Consider the following 24,476-nt stretch of genomic DNA (forward strand, 5'->3'; position numbering starts at 1 on the left):
ATTCAGGCCTTGCTTTGCAGTGTGTGGTAACCGAGCGCCGAGCGCGCGTCGCCCAGCGTCTTGCCCTGTGCAATCTGTTCGCGGATGCGCGATTCGACTTCTTCGATCTGGCGAGCGACCTGCGCCACTTCGCGGGCGCGGCCTCGCGGTACGACGACGACACCATTGGCATCCGCCACGACGATGTCGCGGGCGGCTACACGCACGGTGCCGATGCCGACCGTCGTGTTCACCGATTCGACCTGTACACGATCCTTGCCGGTGCGCATGAAGCGCCCCGCCGTGAACAGCGGGTAGTTGTCGCCGAGCGCCTTGTTCACGTCGCGGCAGACTCCATCGATCACCGTCCCCGCAATGCCGCGCAGTCCTGCGTACTGAGTCATGATGTCGCCCCAGACAGTGCAATCTGTACGGCCATCGTTGTCGATGACAACCACATCACCTTGCGCGACGTCATCGATGAAGTCACCGACGGTGCCCGGCGGCGCGCTGGCCGGCACATACTTCACCGTGAACGCCGGCCCCACGACGACCTTCGTACAATCGGCGAGCGGCATGATGCCGAGGGCCTGACCATGCAGACCCAGCTTGTCCATGGCGTCCGACACGCCGGGGGTATCGAGACCAGCAAACAGCGCAACCAGTTCCTGGTCTTCGGCGCTCGCCTTCAGGGGATTCGTCATTTGTAAAGCTCCGAAAGAGAATTTTCTGATTAGCGGACCGGAATGGCCTCGAATTCCTTGTCGTGCATCACTTCGGCAACTGACCGGCCGGCGCGCACTGCGGCCACCATGCCGTCCTGGCGCCGTGCGATGCGCTCGCCCAGATCGAGCACTTCGTCAATGCGATCGGCGGGCACAAAGACCGTGCCGCAGCGGTCGGCGATCACAAAATCGTCTTCGCGCACCGTGACGCCGGCCATCTGGACAGGCTTGCCCGAATCGATCTGAATCACCCGATTGCGCGCGCTGATCATCGTGATGCCACGACCGTAGACCGGATAACCGATCGACTCGCTACCTTCGATATCCCGGCTCAGGCCGTCGATGACCGAGCCGCGAATCTGCTTCGCCGTCGCAGCGTTAGCGAGGATGTCGCCCCAGCAGGAAATGCCGTCGACGCCGCCCGCGATCACCAGCACGCGGTCATCTGCCGTCACTGCGTCAATCACCGGGGAAATCAAATGCACTGTCGGTTTGGCATCGGTCTTCGGGCCAAGCTGGATCGTGCTGGCGCGACCGACGATCTTGGGGCAATCCCAGAGTGGGCGCAGGCCATAGGTCGCGCCAGCCAGGCCGAGGAAGTCGAGTGCGTCGGAGATCGTGTTTGTATCGAGCGCGGCGAGACGGTCGAGGAGCGAAATCGGGTTCATGGCGGTGAGGTCCGTTGACAGGTGTAGCCATCGTCACCGCTTGCGTCTGGTATGTAAATTTTGTATTTCGTATCTGTCTGATACGCTGTGCAGATCAGCGGAACTCGGAAAATTCTGACCGGTAGCCCGATACTAGCGACCGCTAGTGGTGCGCCTGGACACCGCAATGCGAGTCCCAAGGAGTAAGTTCAGTATGAGTAATACGATCGACTTCAGGCTGATACGTCAGCTATGGATGTTTCTCGCGGTAGCCGAAGAACAGCACTTCGGCCGGGCCGCCCAGCGCCTGAATATGTCGCAGCCGCCGTTGACCGAGCAGATCAAGGTTCTGGAGCAGTCGCTGAAACTGCAGTTGTTCAATCGCTCTCGCCGGGGTACGCAACTCAGCCCCGCAGGTGCAGCGATCCTCCCCGCCGTGCGGCAGTTCGCGGGCCAGGTCGAGCGACTCGAGCGAGTCGTCCGTGAGGTTGCTGCAGGTCAATCCGGCGTGTTACACGTTGGCGCGATCACCTCCGCGATGCTGGAAACGGTGCCTCCAGTGCTGAACGCACTGAAGCTGGCTCATCCGCACCTGACGGTTTTCGTCAGCGAAATCGACAGCGTCGACGCGATTCCTGCACTGGAGGCGGGGGAACTCGACCTGGCCTTCGTCCGTGTCGATGGAGAAGTCGGCAGCGGAATCGCAACCATGCCCCTCGCACGGGACCGGCTGGCAGTTGCGCTCCCCAGAGAGCACGCGTTATCCGCGTTGCCCAGAGTGCGGCTGCAATCGCTGGCCGACGAGCAACTCGTGATGTCGGCCCGGCAGGTCAGCCCAATGTACTTCGACCTGTTGACGTCGGTTTGCCGTGCACACGGCTTGACGCCGCGCGTGACGCACGAAGTGCGTTCGGTCACGTCGCAGATCGCCTATGTCGGGTGTGGGCAGGGTGTAGCGCTGGTTCCTTCGTCGATGCGCAAGCTGGCTCCGGAGAATGTGGTCGTGCGGCCACTCAAGGAGAAGATCGAGGTGGTGACCGCCGCGTTGCTTTGGAACACGCAACGCCATCACCCTCTCGTCGACGAAGTGGTCGCCTGGCTGAAGAATCGCAAGACTCGACAGACAGGACGTTGAGAAGCGCGCTGTCTGTCGCGCAATGGTGTTCTATTCCGGTGCAAACGGAGGCGGCATCGAGCGCATGAACCGATCGGCCTCCTGGCAGGCCAGTTCGGCTACGAAACGGATCGCCTCCGATGCCCGGCTCTCGAGGTAGCTCACAACGAGCCCCTGTGGCTGCAATGGCATGTCGAAGTGAATGATCTCGAGCTCGCCACGATCAACCTGATCCTTGACCGGCGGAAGCGGAATCAAGGCGTTGCCGAGACCACATTTGACGAGCCGTATGATTGCCGAAATGGAATTGACGCAATGGACCTTTCCCATCGGGATCCCAACACGCTTGTAGACGTCCTTCAGCACGAGATAAGGCTGGGAGCCACGGCTCATCGTGACAACGGGTCCCGAGAGCATTGCACGCAGATCAGAGCGCGACTCTGGCCACTCTCCGGCGCGCCCGACCCAACCCATCGCCATTGGAAGGCAGATTCTGCTGACGATGCCCTCGCCTATCATCTGATCAGTTTGTAGCGCGATATCCACCTCGCCGTCTCGCAGACTCCTGTTCAAACGTTCGGTCGATTCGGCACTCAGCTGTACCTCGATGCCGGGATATGAAGACTGGAGATGCTGAACAAAATCGACCAGCCACGTGTGGACAATCGTGTCGATCGCCCCTATCCGCACACCGCCCAGCAGCTTCTGATCAGTCTGGCCAAGCTGCATGACTTCGCTCTGCAGTTCAAGCATGCGTTCGCCGTAGCCTATTAGCCGTAAACCCACCGGCGTCAACCGCAGATCCCCGGGGCCGCGTATGAAGACGCGCGCGCCGATCTCCTCTTCCAGCGCGGCGATGCGGTTCGAGATGGCTGCTTGCGTCACATGCAGTTGGTCTGCAGCGGCACGAAAGCTCCCCAGTTGAACCACAAGCAGGAAACTCTCAAGAAATCGTGTGTTCATGCGTCTTGTTCATCCGAATTTACGTTAGGGCTTTCCCGAAGCATCCATGCAGCCCGCTCGCACCCCAATTCGTTGCGGCGCCGTCATAGCTTGCCTGAAAAGAAAAATCTATCAAAGCGCCCAAGAAAAACCCGTTTGCCCAGCCCTTTTTGGGTTGGGACGATCGGACATCCAACAAGTGGAGCAGAGGCGACAGATGAAAACAGGCCGACGTGGGATGTTGTTTGTGGCGGCGGATGTGGGACGCGAAGATGAAGAGGATTTCAACGAGTGGTACGACCGTGAGCACCTTGAAGATCGCGTGCGGATGAATGGTGTGATTGCTGCTTCGCGATACGTCGCAGTCGATGGCGGACCGAAATATCTCGCGCTGTACTGGGCAGGGTCGATCGAGGCGTTCGATTCCCCCGAATACGCACACGCCTTCAAGAATCAAACACCGTGGTCGCAAAAGGTGTTGCCGAAGATGCTCGCGCCTACACGTCGGATCGGAGAACTCAGTGCGGAAGTGGGAAAAGGCAATGGCGGATTCGTTGCCGTCTTGGCCCTGCTTGTTACCGAGACACCGGGGCGGTTGAGCGAGAGATGTGCCGCGGTAGGCGAAGCACTTGCACAGCAGCCCGGCTTCGTCCGCTCATACCTACTGACTCCGGATGACACCTTGAGCCGTCCACTGCCACTCGAAGACCTCTCCACACGCCGGATCGCACCCATATTCATCATCGAAAGCAGCAGCACGCGGTCAAGCGAATCCGCGCTATCTGAAGCCATTGACAACCTCCCATGCGCGCCGACCGCCGCCGCACGTTATGCGCTTGCATGGAACCTCGAATCGCGGGAGTGCTCGTGATGGACAATGCATCGACCCTGAACCAGCAATCATCCGTCGAACTGAATGACACGCCGCAAAGCCGGCCGCCGATGGCAAGACTCGCGGCTGCGAGCTCGATCGGCACCACGCTCGAATGGTTTGACTTCACGGTCTATAACCTGATGGCCGCGCTGGTCTTCAATGCCGTGTTCTTCCCGTCGTTCGACCCGCTCTCGGGTACTATCCTGGCGTTTTCCACGTACGCCGTAGGATATCTTTCGCGCCCCTTTGGTGGCGTTATCTTCGGTCATCTCGGTGACAAGCTAGGACGCCGCTTCGTGCTCGTCGCTACCCTCGTGATGATGGGCACCGCGACGGGTTTGATGGGACTCTTGCCCACCTACCAGGTGTGGGGCGTCTGGAGTCCTGTCCTGCTCGTGACGCTGCGCTTCCTCCAGGGCGCGGCCATCGGCGGCGAATGGGCCGGTGCGGTGCTCCTGTCCATGGAGCACGGGGACGAGAAGCAGCGTGGCAGGAACGCGTCCTGGGCACAGGTTGGACCTGCGTGCGGAACTCTGCTTGGCGCAGGCTTCCTCACGGTGTGCACGGCAGCTTTACCAGCCGACGCTTTCCAGTCGTGGGGTTGGCGCATTCCCTTTCTTGCGAGCGCGGTACTCGTGGCGTTCGGCCTGTGGTTGCGCCGCGGCGTGGATGAGACTCCCCTGTTCAAGCAACTCGAGCGCCACCACCACAAGGTCGAGATGCCGATCAAGGAAGTCTTTTCCGGCCATTGGCGGCGCCTTTTGATCGCCGGAAGCGTTCGCATCGGTTCCGACATTGTCTACGGCCTGCTTGTCGTTTTCACGCTCACCTATGTCACAAGTGTTCTGCATATGCCGCGCTCACTTGCCCTGCTGGCGACGATGCTCGGCGCGGCGCTTCATGCCTTCTGCGTTCCGCTCTTTGGCGGGCTGTCCGATCGCCTGGGGCGACGTGTCGTCTATGGCGCGGGGGCCGTCCTCTCCATTCTCTGGGCGTTTGCCTACTTCTACCTCATGGGGACTTGCCAGGCGGTCAACATCTGCGTAGCCGTCGTCGTTGGCATGCTCTTTCAGGCCATGATGTATGGCCCGCAAGCTGCTTTCGTCACCGAGCAATTCCCGACCCGAGTCCGCTACGCAGGCGCCTCCCTTTCGGCAACGCTTGGCGGAATCATTGGCGGAGCGTTTGGGCCTCTTGTTTTTGCCAGCCTCTACAAGGCATACCAGTCGACGACGTTGATCTGCCTCTATATCGCCAGTGGACTGGTGATCACCTTAATTGCGCTGCTCGCTGCAAAAGAAACGGCAGGAAAGCCGCTTGCCGAATGACGCCTGCCGGGCTTCGACACGGTCCGGCCCCCCACCATGTTCCCGTTGCATTGCACGTTGACTGACGAGAAACGCTGTATGAACTCCTTTGTAGAACTGCTGGAGCCGCAAACGCTATCCAAAACGAAGCCGCGCATCCATGCGGCCGGCGCAGGAGCAGTATTGTTCGATCCGGCAAACGGCTCATTTGACGCCGAACTGCAACAGCGCCTCATCGCACTAGGCCGGCGAATTCACGAATCGTTTGGGAATGGTTCACCACACGAAGTGGTGCTCGGCGTAAACAACCTGCTCTTTGTCTTCGACCCGTTGCAAACCCATCCGTACGACGCCGGTGCGCTGCTGCTGCGCCTGTGGGAGACTGTCGAGCCATCCCAGCACGCTGGACGTGAAATTGAAATCCCTGTGGTCTACGGCGGTCAGGCTGGAGAAGACCTCTCGCAGCTAGCGGCGAACACTTCTCTCGATGTCAGGGAGTATGTGCGGCGACATTCCAGCGCGGTCTACACCGTTGCCTGCATCGGCTCAATGCCAGGCTTTGCCTACATGGCTGGCCTGCCCGCGGAACTGCATGTACCGCGAAGAAAGGTTCCGCGGATGAAAGTGCCCGCAGGCACGGTGATCGTCGGCGGCACGCAGGCTGGCGTCATGCCGTGCACTGCGCCGTCCGGATGGCACCTCATCGGAAAAACCGACATTGAAATGTTCCAGCTGGACCGGCGTGAAGCGTGTCTGCTGGCACCCGGCGACCGGGTTCAATTTTCCGTAAAGAGGGTCGAGCTGTGATTGAAGTTCTATCGAGCGGTGCCGCGAATCTCATTCAGGATCTCGGACGGCGTGGATACCTTGATAACGGGCTGAGTCGCGGCGGCGCGATGGACAGCCTCGCGCTGTCGGTCGCCAATGCGATGGTCGGCAACGAACCTAGTGAAGCGGGTATTGAAATTAGTCTGTTTCCGTTTCGCTTCCGTCTTGTCGAAGATCTCGACTTCGCTGTCGCCGGCGCCGACTGTCCGGTGCGCGTCGAAAACGAACTCGTTGCCCCCTGGTGGGGGCGCTCCGCCCGGGGAGGCCAGACGGTCGTCATCGAGCATCCCCGGCGCGGTGCGCGCGCCTACCTTGCGATCGGCGGAGGTATCGATGTCGAGCCCGTTATGGGTTCGCGCTCGACTGATCTCAAGGCAAGCTTCGGCGGCATGGAAGGACGCGGCCTCAAACGAGGCGATACGCTCAAACGCCGTCCGGGTCCCAGCGTGCCCCAACGACGCGCAAGTGGACTCGGCGTCGTGCCAAAAGACCTGCCGTCGTTCTGGCAAGAGCTATCAGCTGGGCAAGTGATTGTCCGCGTGCTCGAAGGCGCTGAATATCGGCTCTTCACAGCCAGCGCAAGAAAATCGTTCGAAGAATCAGACTACGAAATTACCACGGACGCCAATCGGGTCGGCTACCGTCTGAGCGGTTCCACGCTTCCACTCGAAGCGCCAATCGAACTGCTCTCGCACGGCATCGTTCCGGGCACCGTTCAGGTTCCGCCTTCCGGTCAACCGATCGTTCAGCTTGCCGAAGCAAACACTTGCGGCGGTTATCCCAAGATCGCGACGGTGATCGAAGCTGATCTCTGGAAACTCGCGCAGGCACCGGTGGGGTGCCGCGTTCGCTTCCAGATTACCGATATCGATATTGCCGTCGCCGCACTGCGTGAGCAAGCACAGGAACTCAGCCGCATCTGGTCTGCACTCGCGCTGACGGGACATCGCGGCTGACGTGCCTTTTATCAAACAGATGCTGAGAGGATTCCGCAAATGAACACCACGATTAAACCAGTCGAAGTCGATCTCAATTCCGATATGGGGGAAGGCTTTGGTGCGTACAGGATGGGCGACGACGAGGCGATTCTGGATATCGTCACTTCGGCCAACGTAGCCTGCGGTCAACATGCCGGAGATCCCGAAATCATGGCGAGGACGTTTGCGCTCGCCAGGGAGCGCGGCGTCGCCGTCGGGGCGCATCCGGGCTTCCCCGACCTTTGGGGCTTCGGTCGCCGAATCATCCCATTTACGACCGGCGAGATCGAGCGTCTGATCGCTTATCAGATCGGCGCGGCGGAAGCGCTCGCGCGTTATGCTGGTCACCGCATCAGTTACGTCAAGGCGCACGGCGCACTCGGAAACCTCACCCAAACTGACGAGGACGTCGCGAAGGCCATCGCGCGCGCCATCATCGCGGTGAATCCAGAACTCATCTGCATGACTTTCGCAGGTGCGGTCATGGAAAAGGTCTGCCGGGAGACCGGCCTGCAAGTCCGAAGCGAAGTCTTTGCCGACCGCGCGTACGATGAAGAGGGTCATCTCGTGCCGCGCAAGGTGCCGGGTTCCGTACTGCACGATGCTGACGAGGCCGCAGCGCGCATGCTGAGGATGGTCCGCGAGGGTGCAATCGAGACGATCTCCGGACGCATGCTGAAAGTCCCGATCGACACGATCTGCGTCCACAGCGATACGCCCGGAGCCATCGAAATGGCGGCCAACGTGCGACGTACCCTGGAAGACGCAGGCATTGTGGTCAAGTCGTTCAGCTAAGGACGCGTCGATGAATCAGGAACTCATTGATGGACTCATCGCCCTGCTCGAGCGCTCATCGCTTTGCGAAATCGACTATTCGAACGGTAGCCAGCGAGTCTGGCTTGTCCGCGACCGAGTTTTGGCAGATACGGGCCACACGCCGCGCCCCCAGAACAACGAGCCCGCGCCGCCACCGTGTCCGACTGCGCCGGCAGGGCATGTCGTGCGTTCTGCAATGACGGGGACCTTCTACCGGACGCCCGGCCCCGGGCAGCCCATATTCGCCTCGCCGGGCGACATCGTCGAGGAGGGCCACACACTCGGACTAGTGGAAGCGATGAAGCTTCTCAATCCCGTGGAGGCCGACAGGCGTGGACGCCTCACTGAGGTCCTCGTCGCGGACGGCGCCGCTGTCGCGCACAACACGCCTCTGTTCGTCATCGAACCCATAGAAAGCTGAGCTGAGATGTTCAATACCGTACTGATTGCCAACCGCGGCGAGATTGCGCTGCGAATTTTGCGTGCGTGCCGTGCTCTCGACCTCAAGACCGTCGCTGTCCATTCCGAGGCCGACGCCGACCTTAGACACGTACAGCTTGCCGACAAGGCACTATGCATCGGCCCCGCCGCATCCGCGCAAAGCTATCTGCAGAAAAGCGAACTGCTGATCGCGGCACGACTGACTGACGCGGACGCTATCCACCCCGGCTATGGGTTCCTTTCGGAAAACGCGGATTTCGCCGAAGCCGTCGAAGGCGCGGGGCTCACGTTCATCGGTCCGACTTCGGCGTCCATTCGCCTCATGGGCGACAAGGTCAGCGCCAAGCGAGCCATGCGTGAGGCAGGCGTACCGTGTGTGCCTGGGGCGGACGGTCCATTGCCTACCGATGTTGAAACCGTTACTCGCATCGCCGCCGAAGTGGGTTACCCGCTCATCGTGAAAGCCGCCGGCGGTGGCGGCGGCCGAGGCATGCGGGTCGTGCGCGCGTCTTCGGACCTCATTTCCGCCGTTTCACTGACACGCGAGGAGGCGGCCGCTGCGTTCGGCAACGCCACAGTCTATATCGAGCGCTTCCTGGAGCATCCGCGGCACGTGGAGATCCAGGTGCTCGCCGACATGCACGGCAACGCCATATGGCTCGGGGAACGTGACTGTTCCATGCAGCGGCGGCACCAGAAAGTGATCGAAGAGTCTCCCGCACCAGGCATCGATCGCGATGAGATCAGCCGCGTCGGTCAGCTGTGCGCTGAAGCCTGCTTGAGAATTGGCTATCGCGGCGCCGGAACGTTCGAGTTTCTCTACGAGAACGGCGAGTTTTACTTCATCGAAATGAATACGCGCGTGCAGGTCGAACACCCGGTAACCGAGATGGTAACCGGCATCGACATCGTGGCTGAGCAGATCCGTATAGCCATGGGTGCACCCCTCTCCGTCAAACAGTCTGACATCGAGGTCACAGGACACGCGATCGAGTGCCGGATTACTGCGGAGCATCCCTGGAAATTCACGCCATCACCAGGAAAAGTCGAGACATGGATCGCACCGGGCGGCCCCGGCATCCGCGTAGAGTCTCATCTATACCCCGGCTACTCGATTCCGCCGAACTATGACTCGCTGATCGCAAAGCTCGTCGCTCACGGGAAAACGCGCGAACAAGCCATTGCACGCATGCGCGTGGCGCTAGACGAAACAGTCGTGGCGGGAATCGACAGTTCAATCCCGTTACATCGGACACTGATGCTCGAGCCTGGATTCACTGAGGGCGGTTTTGACATTCATCATCTCGAACGTCTGATCGAATCAAACGCATTTCAAGGTGACGCTCAACCATGAATATCCACGATATCGAACGCCTCGTCGCGACGATAGAGTCGTCTGGCCTCACTCGATGCCTCGTCAGGGACGGCGATGAGACGTTGACACTCGTATGCTCCACACGGTCGGAAACCGACAATGCAAACAGGTCATGGCGCGCGAGCACCACGCGATCTCCCGAGGAAATGTCGGCCAGTGTTCGTGCGCCATGCTCCGGCTTTATTCGCTACGCACATCCGCTACAACTGGAGGCGGTCGAACCCGACGGCGCCTTCGCTGCCGAAGGCCAGAGCCTGGCATATGTCCAGGTCGAATCAGTGTTTTTCCCCGTCGTAGCGCCCAAGGCCGGACGGGTTGGCGCCTTGCTCGCCCCCGAGGGCGCCTTGGTCGGTTACGGGGATCAGTTGATGGAAATCTCCTGCACCGTCGAATGAGGCGGCCACAAAGGAAAAGACATGACACCTTTGGCATTCCGCAGAAACGTGCGGGAAGGAAAATTTTCAGGTCCTACGGCGGGACAGTGCGACGTATTTGTACAAGCGAACCTCGCCATCATTCCCGAAGCGCATGCAATTGCGTTTCGGCACTTCTGCGAGCAAAACGCGAAGGCATGTCCGCTACTTGCGGTCGGCAATCCAGGCGAATGGACGCTCCCCACGTTGGGCGAGGACATCGACATCCGCCAGGATCTCACCGGCTACTGGATCTATCGAAACGGCGAAAAGGCAGCAGTCGCGCATCAACTGCAAGATCTCTGGAGAGACGACCTGGTCGTGTTCGCACTGGGCTGCTCGTTCTCTTTCGAATATCTTCTGTTGCGAGAAGGGCTGCCTGTGCGACACGTCGAGCTCGGCGGCAGCGCACCCGTTTATGTTACGAACCTGCCTAACCTGCCTGCAGGTCCGTTCGCGGGTAATCTCGCCGTGTCAATGCGCCCATTCAAGCCGGCCGATGCGATTCGCGCGATCGAGCTCACGAGCCGATATCCGCAGGTTCACGGCGCGCCTGTGCACTTCGGCGACCCGACGGCCATTGGGATCGGCGACCTTGGCAAGCCTGACTTTCCGGGAATCGCCGACGTACATCCTGGCGAGGTTCCTCTTTTCTGGGCCTGCGGATTGACGCCGCAGGTGGCATTGTTCGATGCAAAGCTGGACTTCGCAATTGGACACGCGCCAGGCCATATGCTTGTTACGGACCTGCGGCTGGACCAGCTTGATCCGTCGAAAGTGCCGCCCGTGTAGACCGCCTTGCCTGCTAACCCGGCGAGCCGCGCTCGCTGATCGTTTCGCGACTACGTCCCGCCGTGAGTCCATCCAACCTCGCCTATCGCATTTGCTGCGGCGCCTTGCATCAGGTCAGGGGCGCACGCGTGCCATCCGGCCACGCTGCGATGGTGTTGTCACTATCACTACCGTCCATGCCAAGACGCGGATGGGCGCGCCATAGGAGATACCGATGGCGGCCAGAGAAAACTCGTCGTATCGCTCACGAAGCGGCGGTGCGAGAATTACTCAACGTCTCCGTAGCAGGACCATGAGCATGAGGTCTCGACGAAAAGATTATCGGCAGTTCGCGGCAAGTTTGCTTCTTGGATTCGCACTCGGTGTTGGCGTATCGGTGAAGGGACAGTCTCTGGCTGGACACGATACGCCCCCATCAATTGGCGCCGCGAAAAAAGGCATCACTCGCCCCACAGCACCCGACAGCCATGAACGACACAACTTCGACTCCCACATTGACGTTTCAGGGATCCGCTGGCCGGATTGAAGCGGTGGTCGACAAGCCGGCAAATTTGTCGCCCAGTGGGATTGCGATCATCACCCATCCCCATCCGCTGCAGGGAGGGACGGCGCATCACAAGGTCCCGCACGCTCTCGCTCGTTCCTTCCAGCGCCTCGGCTGGCTGGCAGTACGTCCAAACTTTCGAGGCGTAGGCGGTACCGACGGCGTGCATGACAGCGGATTCGGGGAAACCGAGGATATCCTGCAGATCGTTGAAACGCTACGCCAGGAATATCCTGATACGCGACTTGCCCTCGCCGGCTTTTCGTTTGGAGCCTTTGTGCAAGCGCGAGTCGCGAACAAGTTGTCAGCGGAAGGTGCAACGCCCGCGTACACGATCCTGGCGGGAACCCCCTCCGGCACCATACAAGGAGAGCGCTGCTATGAGACGCCAGCGGTTCCCAGGGACACTCTCGTTATACATGGTGGAGCCGACCCCGTCGCCCCACTCGCAAACTTGATGCAGTGGGCGCAACCTCAGCACCTCCCTATTGTCGTCCTTCCGGGAGCGAACCACTTTTTGACCGGTTACCTGGACATCTTTGTTTCCATTGTCGAACGACACATAGCGCCGACACGATAGTCCGGCATATGGGAGGCGTCTCGAAACCACTACCCGATGAAAAGCACCCTAACGCCGCTCACCACCCTGCTCCAAGACGTAGTGAGGGACCTGCACGACCTCACGGTATTCAACCCGCGTACGGTAGATGAACTTGAAGCCGCGCTCGCTGTCATCGTTACGGTTCTGTGTGCTCACCTCCTCGGTGAACGCAATATCGGTTGGGCGGCATTCAGCGCTTATATGGTCATGCGCGCACATGCGTCGTCGACTGTCCGTAGGGGTGTCCTTCGCGTCGCAGGAACCATTGTGGGCGCCGCACTCGCTTGCGCAATCCCGTCGCAGTCAGCATCATCGCCCGTTTGCATAGCCATTGCACTACTCGCAGTAAGCACGTTCACCCTTTATCTCGCGCTGACTGAGCAGAACGGCTACGCCTGGCTGTTCGCGGGGATCACCTTTTGCATGGTCCTGACCGCGGCACTTGAGGACAAAACAACCAATCTGACGCTCTTCGCAATGAATCGCGTTGTCGAAGTGCTAACCGGGACTGTCTGTTGTATCGTGATCAGCTCCCTGTCGACGACATTCATTCGACGTACTCTGTCCGGAGCATACTGGACCCCGCCATTGCAGGAGGTCGCTGCGTCAGCGCGCAGATGGCACTTCGGTGCATTCCTTCATGCCCTGAAAGGTGGGATTGCTCTTGCCTTAATTCCGCTCATATCACACCTGATTCAAGTTCCATCGCCAGTTCAAGCCGGAACCACGGTGCTTGCCGTCACGATGGTCCCAATGAGTCAGTTGGCGTCAGCCGGTGGTCCAACGCGATCTCGAATGATGCACCGCTTTATTGGATGCCTAAGCGGGGGAAGTATTGCCACCATCGCACTGTTGCTCTGCCACAGCTCGGTCCTGGCACTGGCACTCGTACTTGTTGGTGGGGTGATTGTTGGACGCCATATCGAAAACTCCACGACCGGGGCCAACTACATCGGCACCCAGTTCGCGCTCGCGTTTCTTGTCGTTCTGGTACCGGATCACTATCTGACAATCGACGTTGGCCCTGGCGTGGAACGATTTCTTGGCGTCCTATGCGGAATTTCGATCCTTTATCCGGTGCTAGTACTCGGGAGGCCTCTACACAGCCTGTCGAACGCTCAGTTCTTCAGATAGCCGTTCGTCGACGGGTCTCGCATCATGAAGGAGACGACAGCCACAAGCGCGCACATTCCAGTAACGTACCAGGAGAAGGCTGCCTCAACCCCTCCAGCCTTGAGCGCCAACGCGGTGTACTCCGCGGAACCACCGAATATGGCGTTGGCAAGCGCATACGGCAAACCAACTCCCAGCGCCCGTACTTCGGGTGGGAACAATTCAGCCTTGATCAAGCCGCTAATGGACGTATACAGACTCAGGACCGCCAGAGCCGCAAGAATCAGCGCAAATGCCACGTATGGGCTGGCAACGTGTTTCAATGAGTCGAGCAGCGGGACTGTACCTATTGTCGAGAGCACGCCAAACAGAATCATTGAGCGCCTTCTTCCGATGCGATCAGAAAGAGCACCGAACACCGGTTGCATTAGCATATAAGCGATCAACGCCGCAGTCATGACTCCACTGGCAGTCTTTGCGGACATCCCTGCAGTGTTGACTAGATACTTCTGCATGTATGTCGTGAAAGTATAGAAAGCCAGCGAACCACCAGCAGTGAACCCAATGACCGTGAGAACAGCACGCTTGTGCTCGAGAAGACCGGCAATCGTTCCTGCTCGCGCATCGTGACGTGCGCGCGCTGTGGCTGTTTCATCGAGCGAACGACGCAAATAAACCGCGACCAACGCCCCGATTGCGCCTAGCACGAATGGTACTCTCCATCCCCACGACACCAGGTCCTCGTGGGGCAATGCTTGCTGAAGCACCACGACCACTACTAGCGCCAGAATCTGGCCGGCGATCAACGTGACGTACTGAAACGAAGAAAAGAATCCGCGCCGGCCGGCCTGGGCGATTTCGCTCATGTACGTCGCACTCGTACCGTACTCCCCCCCCACCGAGAGTCCCTGCACGCAACGCACGACCAGAAGCAACGCGGGCGCGAGCGCGCCTATCTGGCCGTAGGTTGGAAGAATCGCTATCGCCAGCGAGCCTCCGCACATCATGAATACCGATACCAGCATCGCTTTTCGGCGGCCGTGGCGGTCAGCCAGCCGACCAAAAAACCAGCCTCCAACTGGCCGCATCAGGAAACCCGTCGCAAAGACACCGGCCGTGTTCAGAAGCTCGGTCGTTCTATTCCCTGACGGGAAGAAGGCGTGCGCAAAGTAAAGCGAGAAAAACGAGTAGATGAAGAAGTCGTACCACTCGACCATGTTACCTGCAGATGCGCCAATGATCGCGCGGATTCTACGGCGTGTATCTGCTGCAGTCGGCACCACATCCGATGCCAAAGCGTGGACTTTCATATTGTCTCCTGCCATCAGGACTTCGTCGGTGGTCTGGTGCCACCTTGAATGTGTCCGATATGGATTGATTCGCGGGCGTAAATAGCTGCGCCCGCGCTACTCAGTTCTTTATCGAAGTACGAATGGATTCCCGGTTGGAGCTCCAGTGTTGATCCACACGCTCTTGGTCTGAAGGTACTCGGTGATGGCGTCGATGCCATTCTCGCGCCCCAGCCCCGAGTCCTTGTAGCCGCCGAATGGCGAGAGATAGCTGACTGCGCGGTACGTATTGACCCATACGGTTCCAGACTCAATACGCTCGGACATGCGGAAGGCGCGACCAATGTCGGAGGTCCATACGCCGGCGCCCAAGCCGAAGCGCACATCGTTTGCGATTGCGACAGCCTCATCCTCGGTCTGGAAACGAATAACCGACAGAACAGGACCAAAGACCTCCTCCTGTGCAATCCTCATGTCGTTTCTCACACCCGTGAAGATTGTCGGCTCGACGAACCAACCTGAGCCGCACTCAGCCCGAGTCGCCGCGCCGCCGCCGAGAGCAAGACTTGCTCCCTCAGCCTGCGCGACGCCGATGTAGCTCAATACTTTCTCGTATTGCGGAGGCGTAGTGATCGGTCCAACCTGAGTATCAGCATGCATCGGGTCACCCATACGTGCGGTCTTCGCAAGGGCGACGACACGCTGGACCACTTCATCGTGGACCCCCGCCTGAACTAGCAGGCGCGAACCCGCGATGCAAGTCTGACCTGTCGCAGCAAAGATGCCGGACACGGCACCGTTCACTGCATCATCGAGATTGGCGTCATCGAATATGATGTTCGGAGACTTACCGCCGAGCTCGAGACCGACATGCTTGAAATCTCGGGCTGCTTGCTCGTTAATCTTGCGCCCAGTCGAATCCGCACCAGTGAAGGTGATCTTGCGAACAAGAGGATGCGTTACCAACGCGCTTCCGACTTCATTGCCAAAGCCGGTCACCACGTTGACGACCCCAGGGGGGAAGCCTGCGGCAGACAACAGTTCGACGAACTCCAGGGTCGAGGCCGACGTGAATTCCGATGGCTTGATGACAACGGTACAACCGGCAGCGAGCGCGGGAGCAAGCTTCCACGTCAACAGCATCAGCGGAGAATTCCACGGCGTGATGACCGCTACGACTCCCAGCGGCTCACGCCGCGTGAAGTTGAAATACCCCTTCTTGTCGAGCGGTATGACGGCGCCCTGTACCTTATCCGCCAGTCCGCCGTAGTACCGATACCACTGGGGAAGATACTGTAGCTGCGCATGCATCTCCGCGAACAGCTTGCCATTGTCGCGCACTTCAATTTCCGCGAGCCGGGAGGCGTTTTCTGCAATCAGGTCAGCGAGGCGGCAAAGCAGTTGCCCCCGAGCGCTAGGCGTCAAATCCTTCCAGGGCCCAGAGCGAAAAGCGCGATGTGCAACTTGCACGGCCCGGTCCACATCCGATTCGTTACCGCGTGCAATCTCAGCCCATGGCTTGCCAGTGAACGGATTGTCACTGTGAAACCATTGACCGCTTGCGGAATCGCATTGCGTGCCATCGATATAGAGTGAATAGCGCTGCATCTCAGTCTCACCTGCAACGATTAGAACGGCTGAAATCCGAGACCACCCCGGAACCGATTCTTGATGTACACGCCATCACGGGGCGGAAGCGCACGCGGCGGCTCTTCTGCACGGATGTGAATTTGCGCGAACGCCGTCGCTTGGCGGGCGTTGATCCGCTCGACGATCTGTGAATATCCAGCTTCGTTCCAAACCGCGAAAGAATCCTCAATGCCGAAGCCTTTCGAGACCGCGACGAGATCCGTACCAAGGCTGGAGTGACTCTGCTGCATGCCAGTTTCGCCATAGTGACCGTTGTCGAGCACCACAATGGTGAGGTTCTTCGGGCGCTTCGCCCCAATCGTTCCAAGCGCACCGATGCCCATCAGCTGCTCGCCGTCGCCCGTGACAACCAGTACAGACTTTTCCGGTTGTGCCAACGCCAATCCGAGCCCGAGAGCCGCGGCGCCGCCCATCGCACCCCACAGATAGAAATTGCCTGCACGGTCACCCGCTGCGAACACGTCGTAGGACGGAGAACCCAATCCAGTCACCACCAGCGCGTCTGGTACGCCTGCCAGCAATCTGGAAACGAATGCACGGCGCTCGATTTCCGGCGTCTTGTTCTGTTCACTCATTACTTTCTCTCCCACTTCTTGCGACCAATCAGGCTCTGTGACAGCAACACAGCAACTCGCTCACCCGCCTCAAACGCCGCATCGAAACCAGCACTGACAATCTCTTCGACATCTTCCGGGCGCTCTGCGCGCAACACGGTAATGCCCATGAGCTCCAGTGCAGCCTGGGTCGTCTTGCCCATCGGACCCTGCCAGGGATTGAACTCCGCATACTCTCCCCGCATGGTTACGAGGGTAAAGAACGGGAAGCTGCAGCTGCTGAGGAGCGAGAACATGTTCACGCAGTTGCCGACACCACTGCTCTGCATCAACAGGGCCGCCCGCTGCCCGCCGAGCCAGGCGCCGCTGACGACGGCAACACCTTCCTCCTCGGTTGTGAGCACGACGTCCTCGATTTCCGTGTCTTCCTTCGCACGGCGGATAACGTGGGAATGTCCGGCATCTGGCACGTATGCAATCTGCCGGACACCGCCCGCTTTCAGAACCGAAAAGATGGACTCCTGCCAGGCTGGCGCTTGTCCTGTCACGCTAGTCATTCCGTGTGCTCCTTAGTAAAGTTCACACTGGCATCATAGAATGCGATATGTGACCCCATGAAATAGAGATTTGTGATGCAGGAATCACAAATTCGCATGGGTGAGAGACGGAGAGATTTGCATGGACATCAAGCAACTACGTGCGCTACTTGCGGTTGCTGAGACAGGCAGCGTGACCAGGGCTGCGGAGACTCTGCACATTGTGCAACCGGCCGTGTCGCGGCAGCTCAAATTGCTTGAGGAAGACATCGGGACGCCGATGTTTGAGCGCGGACGCTACGGTATGGAGTTGACGGAAGCTGGAGATATCCTCGTCGAACATGCGCGTCGAGCGCTTCAGGAACTCGACCGCGCGCGGGCAGAAATCCAACCGGATGACGCACAAATCTCCGGCGATGTCACGATCGGGCTCTTGCCGAGCACATCAAGCCTGCTGTCCGGGCCTCTTGTGAGCGCGGTCAGAGACCGCTATCCCGGCATTCGTCTAACGATTGCCGTGGGCTATGCGGGGCACCTGCAGAAGTGGCTAGAAACAGGCGAAGTGGATGCCGCACTGCTATACAACCCGAAAACCACCCCAACGATCCAGGTGCAGGTTCTCCTTGAGGAAACCCTCTGCCTTATCGCCCCGCCGTCCAATGATCGAGATACATCCCTGTCCATGTCTTTCTCGGACCTGGCGGGGCAGCCGATGGTAATGACAAGCGCCCCGCACGGCATTCGAAGCCTGCTTGAGCAGGCTTGCCGCGATGCCGGCATATCGTTTGAGGTCGTGGCAGAAACAAACTCCATGGACGTTCAAAAGACACTCGTCGCGCATGGCCATGGTTTTACGATCCTCCCAGCAATCGCGGTAGTGGACGACGTCTCACGTGGACAACTGCGCACCGTGCAATTGCACGATCCCAAGCTCCAGCGCCGCATCGTTCTCGCCCTCCCCAACGCGCGTCGCATCCCGATTTCAGTCCGCTGCACAACCGCAGTGCTCATCGCGGAAATGAAAAATGCAGTGGATCGCGGCGCCTGGCCATCGGCCCAATGGTTGGAGGAATGATGCCCCGACTGCACGTCGTCGCCCGCTTGGAGCAGGCCTGTATCAGGTTGCAGCAGTCTGCGGCGGACGCAATTCAATTCCCGTCCAAACGCCGTTGGCGCAAAGCTCGTTGATGAGTTCGCAGATCGTTGATCGGATCGCGAGTGCAGCCGAACTCACTGGCACAGAGTTGGGCCAGCAGATACTTGCTGGTCTTCGGACTACCGGATCGATGATACGTCGCATCTTCGGCTTGTCGGCCGCCGAGCGGGCACTAACCGCCGATGCAGGCAAGATTGTGCAAGCCTGGCCGGACTGCGCGATTGCCAATAGCGTTGGCAGTGAATCAATATCGGCGATGATATTTAGCGGAATCTGTTCCCGGGCGAAAGTCCGCTCTGTCAACAGCCGTAGTCCATTCGATTGCCCGGGCGCGACAAGTGGGACATTCGCCAACGCGGCCAACGGGCACGTGCGCATGCGTGCCCCAATTTCACCACCCGGCTCGCCAAGGACGTAAAGCTCCTCATCGAGCACGGGCAGCGTCGTAATACCTGGTGTGGTTGTATCGCGAAAAAGAATGGCAAGGTCCAGACGGCCGTTCGCCAACAGCTCATCCAGGTAGCCGCTCATACTTTCGAACAGTTGCAGCCGGATACCAGGATAGCGTGCCCGGACCCGCTCGAACACGGGCATCGCGAGGATTGACACCATCGTAGTAGGGAACCCGATAGCGACGGTCCCCGATTCAGCACCGGCACCCTCGCGAACCTCCTGACGGAGTTGCTCCATCTGGTGCAAAACAAGACGTGCATGGCGGTACATTGCCTGCCCGGCGGCCGTCGGCTTAACACCTTGAGAGCTACGGATGAGTAGCGGCACACCCACATCGTCCTCCAGCTTCGCGATCTGCTGGCTGAGCGACGGTTGAGCGACATACAGTTTTTCCGCAGCCTTGCCCAGACTCCCGTAGTCGACGATGTTGACGAAATAGCGGAGCTGGCGAATGTCCATGATTGAGTCCTGCGGGATGCGATGGCCCATAGGATACATCTATGCCGGGCACATTCAATCGATATTTCCAGCGCAGGGATCATTCGCATAGAGTCGTCTCATTCCAATTCTGAAAGCGCTGCCCAGACTGGCGCTGGAGACGAACTGAATGAATACCCCCCTGACTGCACAGCAGCTTCAGCCTGTGCAAGCCACCACCGACCTTATTTCTCCTGCGGCTGCCTCGGCACTTGGAGCCACCCTCGACTGTTCTACGGTTTTCCGCAACGGAGAGCCGCTGCCTCCAATGTGGCACTGGCTCTACTTCTGGACACCTGCTCCGCAGGCCGATTTGGGAACAGACGGGCACCCGCAGAAAGGCGGTTTTCTCCCCGACCTCGGACTACCAAGGCGCATGGCCGCAGGTGGTCGCATTACCTTCATTTCGCCTCTCACAATCGGCTCCCAAGCTGAACGCGTTTCGCGTGTCACGTCTGTCGAGCACAAGGAAGGCCGCAGTGGCAGGCTCGCATTCGTGACTGTTGAACATAAGATCAACGTGGCCGGCACCACGGCTATTCGTGAAGAGCAGGACATCGTCTATCGCGAACTCGCGCAACCCGGTCAACTACAACCGAAGCCCACGCCCGCCCCGGACGGCGCTGAATGGGAACGTGCCATCGCACCGACCGAGGTCATGCTGTTTCGCTATTCGGCCCTCACCTTCAACGGGCACCGGATCCATTACGACGGCGACTATGCGCGCGACGTCGAGGGCTATCCCGATCTCGTCGTGCATGGTCCTCTGATTGCCACCCTGTTGCTCGACAGCGTTGCACGCTTCGCGCCGGAGGCGATGGTGCGCGAATACTCATTCAAGGCCGTGAGACCGACGTTCCTCGGCAACTCATTCTCGGTCTGTGGACGTCGCGCAAACGACGGCAAATCTATCGACCTGTGGGCAAAGGATCACGAAGGCTGGCTGACGATGTCTGCCCGCGCCGTACTCGCTTGACCACACCATCAATTCACCGGACTTGACATCATGAACAACGCAGTTGACCAGTTCCAAGACATTCGCGAAGCCGTCCGCGATCTGTGCAGCCAATTTCCCGCGGAGTATTTCCGCAAGGTGGACGAAGAGCGCGGCTATCCCGAAGCCTTCGTCGACGCGCTCACCAAGGCGGGTTGGCTCGCCGCACTGATTCCGCAGGAATACGGTGGATCGGGCCTCGGGCTTACCGAGGCATCGGTCATCATGGAGGAGATCAACCGAAGCGGCGGCAATTCCGGCGCCTGTCATGGCCAGATGTACAACATGGGCACATTGTTGCGGCACGGGTCCCCGGAACAGAAGGCACTCTATCTACCCAAGATCGCGTCCGGTGAACTGCGTTTGCAATCGATGGGGGTGACCGAGCCGACAACTGGGACGGATACCACGAAGATCAAGACGACGGCGGTACGCAAGGGCGACCGTTATGTCGTCAACGGTCAGAAGGTGTGGATTTCACGCATTCAACACTCCGATCTCATGATCCTCCTGGCGCGAACGACGCCGCTGTCCGACGTAACGAAGAAAAGCGAGGGCATGTCCATCTTCATCGTGGACCTGCACCAGGCCATCAATAAGGGTATGACCGTACGTCCCATCCCCAACATGGTCAATCACGAGACGAACGAGCTCTTCTTCGACAACCTCGAGATTCCTGCAGAAAACCTTATCGGAGAAGAAGGAAAGGGCTTTAAGTACATCCTCGATGGTCTGAATGCCGAGCGTACGCTGATTGCTGCGGAATGCATCGGCGATGGTTACTGGTTCGTGGACAAGGTATCGCAGTATGTGAAAGATCGCGTCGTGTTCGGTCGTCCGATTGGACAGAACCAAGGCGTCCAGTTTCCGATCGCGCGATCGTACATCAATGTTGAAGCCGCAAGCTTGATGCGTTTCGAAGCAGCCCGCCGTTTCGATGCTCACGAACCTTGCGGCGCGCAAGCAAACATGGCGAAGCTTCTGGCCGCCGACGCATCGTGGGAAGCGGCGAACGCCTGCCTGCAGTTCCATGGCGGCTTCGGATTCGCCAGCGAGTACGACGTTGAACGGAAATTCCGGGAGACCCGCCTCTATCAGGTAGCGCCGATCTCGACAAACCTGATTCTCTCGTACGTTGCCGAGCATATTCTCGGCCTGCCCCGCTCGTTCTAACCAGAGAATCCGCTCATGCGCCCCCTCGAAGGAATCAAGGTCATCACATTCGAGCACGCGATCGCCGCCCCGTTCTGCACGCGACAACTCGCAGATCTCGGCGCCCGCGTGATCAAGGTCGAACGCCCCGGCACCGGCGACTTCGCGCGCAACTACGACGAGCGAGTCCATGGACTCGCATCGCATTTCGTGTGGACGAACCGCTCGAAGGAGAGCATCACGCTCGATGTCAAACGCCCGGAGGCCATGGAAGTTGTCCACGGCCTGCTGGCTGATGCCGACGTGTTCGTTCAAAACCTCGCGCCCGGGGCGACGCAGCGCCTCGGACTTGATTTCGAAACGCTGAAGGCGCGTCACCCAAGGCTGATTGTCTGCGACATTTCCGGTTACGGACTCGACGGCCCTTATCGTGACAAGAAAGCCTACGACCTGCTCATTCAAAGTGAGTCTGGCTTTCTCAGTATCACAGGTTCGCCGGGCGAGCCTGCGAAGGCCGGCTGTTCAATCGCGGACATCGCTGCCGGGATGTACGCTTACACCAACATCCTTGCGGCCCTAATCGAACGTGGGAAGACGGGGCGTGGCCGTCGAATCGACGTCTCAATGCTGGAAAGTATGGTCGAGTGGATGAGCTATCCGTTGTACTACGCAATCGACGGCCAGACGGCGCCGAAGCGTACCGGGGCATCGCATGCGACGATCTATCCGTATGGTCCGTTCAGAGCTGGAGACGGCAAGACTGTGATGCTCGGACTCCAGAATGAGCGGGAATGGAAGAGCTTCTGTGAGACGGTGGTTCAAATGCCCGAACTGGCGGTCGATGCTCGTTTCAGCTCCAACAGCCGCCGCGTCGAAAACCGCACTGAGCTTGGTCGCCTCATCGAGGAGTCGCTCTCCGCACTGACGGCGCAACAGGTCATTGAACGCCTTGAGGAGGCCAAGATTGCCAACGCTCACATGAACGACATGCAGGCTGTCTGGGCACATGAACAACTTGTCGCGCGCAAGCGTTGGACACGAGTCACCACACCAGCCGGCGAAATCCCCGCCCTCTACCCCCCGGGCGTAACTCACGAAGACGCTCCGCGCATGGACCCAGTTCCATCACTCGGCGAGCACACGGACGCAATCCTGCGAGAACTTGGCTACGGAGACGACAGCGTACAGGCTTTGCATCACTCCGGCGCGGTCTAGGCCACTCATCAAACACGAAGTATCAGCGAAAGCAGACGCCTTAGCAGCATCGCCTTAATGCTGAGGCGAAAGAATATTGGAGACAATCATGGCAAGTTCTGTCAACGCCGCTGGCCGGCTTGACCGGTTACCTATTTCCAGATTCCATTGGAAGATTCTCGGTCTCATCGCCGGTGGTGCATTCCTTGACGCATTCGATATCTACCTCGCCAACGGCTCCGTAGCAGCTATGGTCAAGGAAGGTTTCACGGATCTTCACCATGGTGCTATTTTTGTCTCATCCACGTTTGTGGGAATGATGATTGGCGCCTTCCTGGCTGGGTACCTCGGTGACAGACTCGGACGGCGCTACTCCTATCAGCTAAATCTGGCGATTTTTGGCATCGCATCGATCGCAGCGTGCTTCGCCCCGTCAATCGAGTGGCTGATTGGTTTGCGTTTCATAATGGGTATTGGGCTAGGCGCTGAGCTCGTGGTCGCAGCGGGTACGCTCGCTGAATTCGTGCCACCTGCCACGCGCGGGAAATGGGTTTCGCTGCTCGCCATCATCACAAATACCGGGCTCTTCGCCGCGCTCGCAGCAGGTTACTGGGTCATTCCGCATCTCGGCTGGCGATACATGTTCGCGGTCGCAGGCGCCGGTGCCCTGGTTGTCTGGTTTCTTCGACATCGTATGCCGGAGTCGCCTCGATGGCTGGAGTCCGTGGGGCGGCTGGAAGAAGCCGAGGCAACGCTCTCGGCAATTGAGCAGGAAGTGCGTGCACAAGTTGGGGACCTGCCGCCTGTTGGCCGGACCGTCAATCTGAATGTGGGAAAGGCGCCCCTAAGCGTTCTCTTTTCGCGCGGCATGCGGGGCCGTACGGCGGTTGCGGCGCTCACCGCAATTGGCGTTAATGTCGGCCTTTACGGATTTATCGCATGGTTGCCGACTTTCTTCGTCACTGAAGGTCTCTCTGTCGTGAAGTCGCTCGGCTTCGTGTTCCTCATGTCCGTCGGCTCGCCCGTCGGTGGCCTCATCGGCTATCTGACTGCGGACCGGATCGGACGAGCCAAGGGTATCGTAATTGCATCTGTACTAAGCGTCATGCTCGGATGGCTCTACGTGACCTTGAGGGAACCTGCTGCAATCATTTTCGTAGGCTTCTGCCTCGTCAGCGGAATCTATACGATTACGACACTCGGACTCTTCGGCTACATCCCCGAACTGTTTCCGACCGAAGTGCGGCTGCGAGGCACCGGTGTTGCCGGTACGTGCGGTCGTGCATCCTCCATCGCCACCCCGTACCTCGCGCTGTTGCTCTATGAGCGCTTCGGCGTCTCGGGAGTGATTGCAATGGTCAGCATTGTCCTTGCTGTACTTTGTATTGCGATTGGCCTGTTGCGGATCGAAACCGGTCGCCACTCGCTGGAGGACATCGCTCCAGGCTCATCCGATACGGAAGGCCTGGACGCTGCTGCCGGCATCCATTAGCGGCTACCGATATCAAATACGCGACGACCACTACGGGTTTC

25 protein-coding genes are annotated in these 24,476 nt (G+C 59.2%); 17 read left to right on the forward strand and 8 right to left on the reverse strand.

Annotated elements, in window-relative coordinates; genetic code table 11:
* Positions 1 to 2: 2 nt before the first annotated feature.
* Together L0U83_RS30755 and L0U83_RS30760 are read right to left on the reverse strand one after the other, a co-directional pair.
* Positions 3 to 683: an RraA family protein gene (locus tag L0U83_RS30755; protein ID WP_233887974.1), complete on the reverse strand. Its 681-nt coding sequence runs from the start codon at positions 681 to 683 to the stop codon at positions 3 to 5.
* 29 nt (positions 684 to 712) lie between these two features.
* Positions 713 to 1,372: an RraA family protein gene (locus L0U83_RS30760; RefSeq protein WP_233887975.1), complete on the reverse strand. Its 660-nt coding sequence runs from the start codon at positions 1,370 to 1,372 to the stop codon at positions 713 to 715.
* A 193-nt stretch (positions 1,373 to 1,565) separates the two neighbouring features.
* Between L0U83_RS30760 and L0U83_RS30765 the strand changes: the two genes are divergently transcribed.
* A complete protein-coding gene (locus tag L0U83_RS30765) occupies positions 1,566 to 2,486 on the forward strand; it encodes a LysR substrate-binding domain-containing protein (protein WP_233887976.1) in 921 nt (306 codons plus the stop codon).
* 30 nt (positions 2,487 to 2,516) lie between these two features.
* Here the strand turns inward: L0U83_RS30765 and L0U83_RS30770 are convergent, their stop codons facing one another.
* Entirely contained in the window at positions 2,517 to 3,428 is a 912-nt protein-coding gene (locus L0U83_RS30770) for a LysR family transcriptional regulator (RefSeq protein ID WP_233887977.1), read from the reverse strand.
* Positions 3,429 to 3,624: 196 nt separating this feature from the next.
* Here L0U83_RS30770 and L0U83_RS30775 point away from each other — a divergent pair, with 196 nt between their 5' ends.
* The 11 genes from L0U83_RS30775 (at position 3,625) to L0U83_RS30825 (ending at position 13,509) form a co-directional block, all read left to right on the forward strand.
* On the forward strand, positions 3,625 to 4,278 hold the full coding sequence (locus L0U83_RS30775; RefSeq protein ID WP_233887978.1) for a DUF4286 family protein: 654 nt from the start codon (positions 3,625 to 3,627) through the stop codon (positions 4,276 to 4,278).
* On the forward strand, positions 4,275 to 5,609 hold the full coding sequence (locus tag L0U83_RS30780; protein ID WP_373321148.1) for an MFS transporter: 1,335 nt from the start codon (positions 4,275 to 4,277) through the stop codon (positions 5,607 to 5,609). Before L0U83_RS30775 ends, L0U83_RS30780 begins: the two co-directional genes overlap by 4 nt.
* Before the next feature lie 78 nt (positions 5,610 to 5,687).
* Positions 5,688 to 6,395 (forward strand): 5-oxoprolinase subunit PxpB, encoded by a 708-nt coding sequence (gene pxpB, locus L0U83_RS30785; protein ID WP_233887979.1) that lies wholly within the window; start codon positions 5,688 to 5,690, stop codon positions 6,393 to 6,395.
* A complete protein-coding gene (locus tag L0U83_RS30790) occupies positions 6,392 to 7,372 on the forward strand; it encodes a 5-oxoprolinase subunit C family protein (RefSeq protein WP_233889073.1) in 981 nt (326 codons plus the stop codon). Before pxpB ends, L0U83_RS30790 begins: the two co-directional genes overlap by 4 nt.
* 39 nt (positions 7,373 to 7,411) lie before the next feature.
* Positions 7,412 to 8,188, forward strand: coding sequence for a LamB/YcsF family protein (locus L0U83_RS30795; protein ID WP_233887980.1), 777 nt, complete (start codon positions 7,412 to 7,414; stop codon positions 8,186 to 8,188).
* A gap of 10 nt (positions 8,189 to 8,198) precedes the next feature.
* The gene (locus L0U83_RS30800) at positions 8,199 to 8,630 is read left to right on the forward strand and encodes an acetyl-CoA carboxylase biotin carboxyl carrier protein (protein ID WP_233887981.1); all 432 of its coding nucleotides are present in this window, start codon (positions 8,199 to 8,201) and stop codon (positions 8,628 to 8,630) included.
* A 6-nt stretch (positions 8,631 to 8,636) separates the two neighbouring features.
* The gene (gene accC, locus L0U83_RS30805) at positions 8,637 to 10,004 is read left to right on the forward strand and encodes an acetyl-CoA carboxylase biotin carboxylase subunit (protein ID WP_233887982.1); all 1,368 of its coding nucleotides are present in this window, start codon (positions 8,637 to 8,639) and stop codon (positions 10,002 to 10,004) included.
* On the forward strand, positions 10,001 to 10,420 hold the full coding sequence (locus L0U83_RS30810; protein ID WP_233887983.1) for a biotin/lipoyl-containing protein: 420 nt from the start codon (positions 10,001 to 10,003) through the stop codon (positions 10,418 to 10,420). The genes accC and L0U83_RS30810 overlap by 4 nt, the downstream gene beginning before the upstream one ends.
* Before the next feature lie 21 nt (positions 10,421 to 10,441).
* A complete protein-coding gene (locus L0U83_RS30815) occupies positions 10,442 to 11,230 on the forward strand; it encodes a putative hydro-lyase (protein WP_233887984.1) in 789 nt (262 codons plus the stop codon).
* A gap of 467 nt (positions 11,231 to 11,697) precedes the next feature.
* Entirely contained in the window at positions 11,698 to 12,354 is a 657-nt protein-coding gene (locus L0U83_RS30820; protein WP_233887985.1) for an alpha/beta hydrolase, read from the forward strand.
* 36 nt (positions 12,355 to 12,390) lie between these two features.
* Positions 12,391 to 13,509, forward strand: a complete 1,119-nt coding sequence (locus L0U83_RS30825; RefSeq protein WP_233887986.1) for an FUSC family protein — start codon at positions 12,391 to 12,393, stop codon at positions 13,507 to 13,509.
* On the opposite strand, the gene L0U83_RS30830 is transcribed toward L0U83_RS30825, so the two are convergent.
* The 4 genes from L0U83_RS30830 to L0U83_RS30845 all read right to left on the reverse strand — a co-directional run bounded on the left by L0U83_RS30830 (position 13,494) and on the right by L0U83_RS30845 (position 17,538).
* Positions 13,494 to 14,798, reverse strand: coding sequence for an MFS family transporter (locus tag L0U83_RS30830; RefSeq protein WP_233887987.1), 1,305 nt, complete (start codon positions 14,796 to 14,798; stop codon positions 13,494 to 13,496). The genes L0U83_RS30825 and L0U83_RS30830 overlap by 16 nt on opposite strands.
* Before the next feature lie 108 nt (positions 14,799 to 14,906).
* Positions 14,907 to 16,385 carry an aldehyde dehydrogenase gene (locus L0U83_RS30835; protein ID WP_233887988.1) on the reverse strand — a complete coding sequence of 493 codons (1,479 nt, stop codon included), beginning with the start codon at positions 16,383 to 16,385 and terminating at the stop codon, positions 14,907 to 14,909.
* 20 nt (positions 16,386 to 16,405) lie between these two features.
* Complete coding sequence (locus L0U83_RS30840) at positions 16,406 to 17,002, reverse strand: thiamine pyrophosphate-dependent enzyme (protein WP_233887989.1); 597 nt, start codon at positions 17,000 to 17,002, stop codon at positions 16,406 to 16,408.
* Positions 17,002 to 17,538, reverse strand: coding sequence for a phosphonopyruvate decarboxylase (locus L0U83_RS30845; RefSeq protein WP_233887990.1), 537 nt, complete (start codon positions 17,536 to 17,538; stop codon positions 17,002 to 17,004). Before L0U83_RS30845 ends, L0U83_RS30840 begins: the two co-directional genes overlap by 1 nt.
* Before the next feature lie 121 nt (positions 17,539 to 17,659).
* On the opposite strand from L0U83_RS30845, the gene L0U83_RS30850 reads away from it, so the two are divergent.
* The gene (locus tag L0U83_RS30850; RefSeq protein ID WP_233887991.1) at positions 17,660 to 18,592 is read left to right on the forward strand and encodes a LysR family transcriptional regulator; all 933 of its coding nucleotides are present in this window, start codon (positions 17,660 to 17,662) and stop codon (positions 18,590 to 18,592) included.
* 42 nt (positions 18,593 to 18,634) lie between these two features.
* Here the strand turns inward: L0U83_RS30850 and L0U83_RS30855 are convergent, their stop codons facing one another.
* Positions 18,635 to 19,585 (reverse strand): LysR substrate-binding domain-containing protein, encoded by a 951-nt coding sequence (locus L0U83_RS30855; protein ID WP_233887992.1) that lies wholly within the window; start codon positions 19,583 to 19,585, stop codon positions 18,635 to 18,637.
* A 148-nt stretch (positions 19,586 to 19,733) separates the two neighbouring features.
* Here L0U83_RS30855 and L0U83_RS30860 point away from each other — a divergent pair, with 148 nt between their 5' ends.
* From L0U83_RS30860 to L0U83_RS30875, 4 genes are all read left to right on the forward strand, one after another.
* On the forward strand, positions 19,734 to 20,579 hold the full coding sequence (locus L0U83_RS30860) for an HTD2 family dehydratase (RefSeq protein ID WP_233887993.1): 846 nt from the start codon (positions 19,734 to 19,736) through the stop codon (positions 20,577 to 20,579).
* 30 nt (positions 20,580 to 20,609) lie between these two features.
* Positions 20,610 to 21,770: an acyl-CoA dehydrogenase family protein gene (locus L0U83_RS30865; RefSeq protein WP_233887994.1), complete on the forward strand. Its 1,161-nt coding sequence runs from the start codon at positions 20,610 to 20,612 to the stop codon at positions 21,768 to 21,770.
* 15 nt (positions 21,771 to 21,785) lie between these two features.
* Positions 21,786 to 22,964, forward strand: a complete 1,179-nt coding sequence (locus L0U83_RS30870; protein WP_233887995.1) for a CaiB/BaiF CoA transferase family protein — start codon at positions 21,786 to 21,788, stop codon at positions 22,962 to 22,964.
* Between the two features lie 88 nt (positions 22,965 to 23,052).
* Positions 23,053 to 24,435 carry an MFS transporter gene (locus L0U83_RS30875; RefSeq protein ID WP_233887996.1) on the forward strand — a complete coding sequence of 461 codons (1,383 nt, stop codon included), beginning with the start codon at positions 23,053 to 23,055 and terminating at the stop codon, positions 24,433 to 24,435.
* The last annotated feature ends 41 nt before the right edge of the window (positions 24,436 to 24,476 follow it).

It is taken from the genome of Paraburkholderia flagellata (assembly GCF_021390645.1).
Lineage (GTDB): Bacteria > Pseudomonadota > Gammaproteobacteria > Burkholderiales > Burkholderiaceae > Paraburkholderia > Paraburkholderia flagellata.

Bases quoted from the DNA above. Each gene is read 5' to 3' on its own strand.
- L0U83_RS30755 (WP_233887974.1), bottom strand. From the start codon at position 683: ATGACGAATCCCCTGAAGGCGAGCGCCGAAGACCAGGAACTGGTTGCG.
- L0U83_RS30760 (WP_233887975.1), bottom strand. From the start codon at position 1,372: ATGAACCCGATTTCGCTCCTCGACCGTCTCGCCGCGCTCGATACAAAC.
- L0U83_RS30765 (WP_233887976.1), top strand. From the start codon at position 1,566: ATGAGTAATACGATCGACTTCAGGCTGATACGTCAGCTATGGATGTTT.
- L0U83_RS30770 (WP_233887977.1), bottom strand. From the start codon at position 3,428: ATGAACACACGATTTCTTGAGAGTTTCCTGCTTGTGGTTCAACTGGGG.
- L0U83_RS30775 (WP_233887978.1), top strand. From the start codon at position 3,625: ATGAAAACAGGCCGACGTGGGATGTTGTTTGTGGCGGCGGATGTGGGA.
- pxpB (WP_233887979.1), top strand. From the start codon at position 5,688: ATGAACTCCTTTGTAGAACTGCTGGAGCCGCAAACGCTATCCAAAACG.
- L0U83_RS30795 (WP_233887980.1), top strand. From the start codon at position 7,412: ATGAACACCACGATTAAACCAGTCGAAGTCGATCTCAATTCCGATATG.
- L0U83_RS30800 (WP_233887981.1), top strand. From the start codon at position 8,199: ATGAATCAGGAACTCATTGATGGACTCATCGCCCTGCTCGAGCGCTCA.
- accC (WP_233887982.1), top strand. From the start codon at position 8,637: ATGTTCAATACCGTACTGATTGCCAACCGCGGCGAGATTGCGCTGCGA.
- L0U83_RS30810 (WP_233887983.1), top strand. From the start codon at position 10,001: ATGAATATCCACGATATCGAACGCCTCGTCGCGACGATAGAGTCGTCT.
- L0U83_RS30815 (WP_233887984.1), top strand. From the start codon at position 10,442: ATGACACCTTTGGCATTCCGCAGAAACGTGCGGGAAGGAAAATTTTCA.
- L0U83_RS30820 (WP_233887985.1), top strand. From the start codon at position 11,698: ATGAACGACACAACTTCGACTCCCACATTGACGTTTCAGGGATCCGCT.
- L0U83_RS30825 (WP_233887986.1), top strand. From the start codon at position 12,391: ATGAAAAGCACCCTAACGCCGCTCACCACCCTGCTCCAAGACGTAGTG.
- L0U83_RS30830 (WP_233887987.1), bottom strand. From the start codon at position 14,798: ATGAAAGTCCACGCTTTGGCATCGGATGTGGTGCCGACTGCAGCAGAT.
- L0U83_RS30835 (WP_233887988.1), bottom strand. From the start codon at position 16,385: ATGCAGCGCTATTCACTCTATATCGATGGCACGCAATGCGATTCCGCA.
- L0U83_RS30840 (WP_233887989.1), bottom strand. From the start codon at position 17,002: ATGAGTGAACAGAACAAGACGCCGGAAATCGAGCGCCGTGCATTCGTT.
- L0U83_RS30845 (WP_233887990.1), bottom strand. From the start codon at position 17,538: ATGACTAGCGTGACAGGACAAGCGCCAGCCTGGCAGGAGTCCATCTTT.
- L0U83_RS30850 (WP_233887991.1), top strand. From the start codon at position 17,660: ATGGACATCAAGCAACTACGTGCGCTACTTGCGGTTGCTGAGACAGGC.
- L0U83_RS30855 (WP_233887992.1), bottom strand. From the start codon at position 19,585: ATGGACATTCGCCAGCTCCGCTATTTCGTCAACATCGTCGACTACGGG.
- L0U83_RS30860 (WP_233887993.1), top strand. From the start codon at position 19,734: ATGAATACCCCCCTGACTGCACAGCAGCTTCAGCCTGTGCAAGCCACC.
- L0U83_RS30865 (WP_233887994.1), top strand. From the start codon at position 20,610: ATGAACAACGCAGTTGACCAGTTCCAAGACATTCGCGAAGCCGTCCGC.
- L0U83_RS30870 (WP_233887995.1), top strand. From the start codon at position 21,786: ATGCGCCCCCTCGAAGGAATCAAGGTCATCACATTCGAGCACGCGATC.
- L0U83_RS30875 (WP_233887996.1), top strand. From the start codon at position 23,053: ATGGCAAGTTCTGTCAACGCCGCTGGCCGGCTTGACCGGTTACCTATT.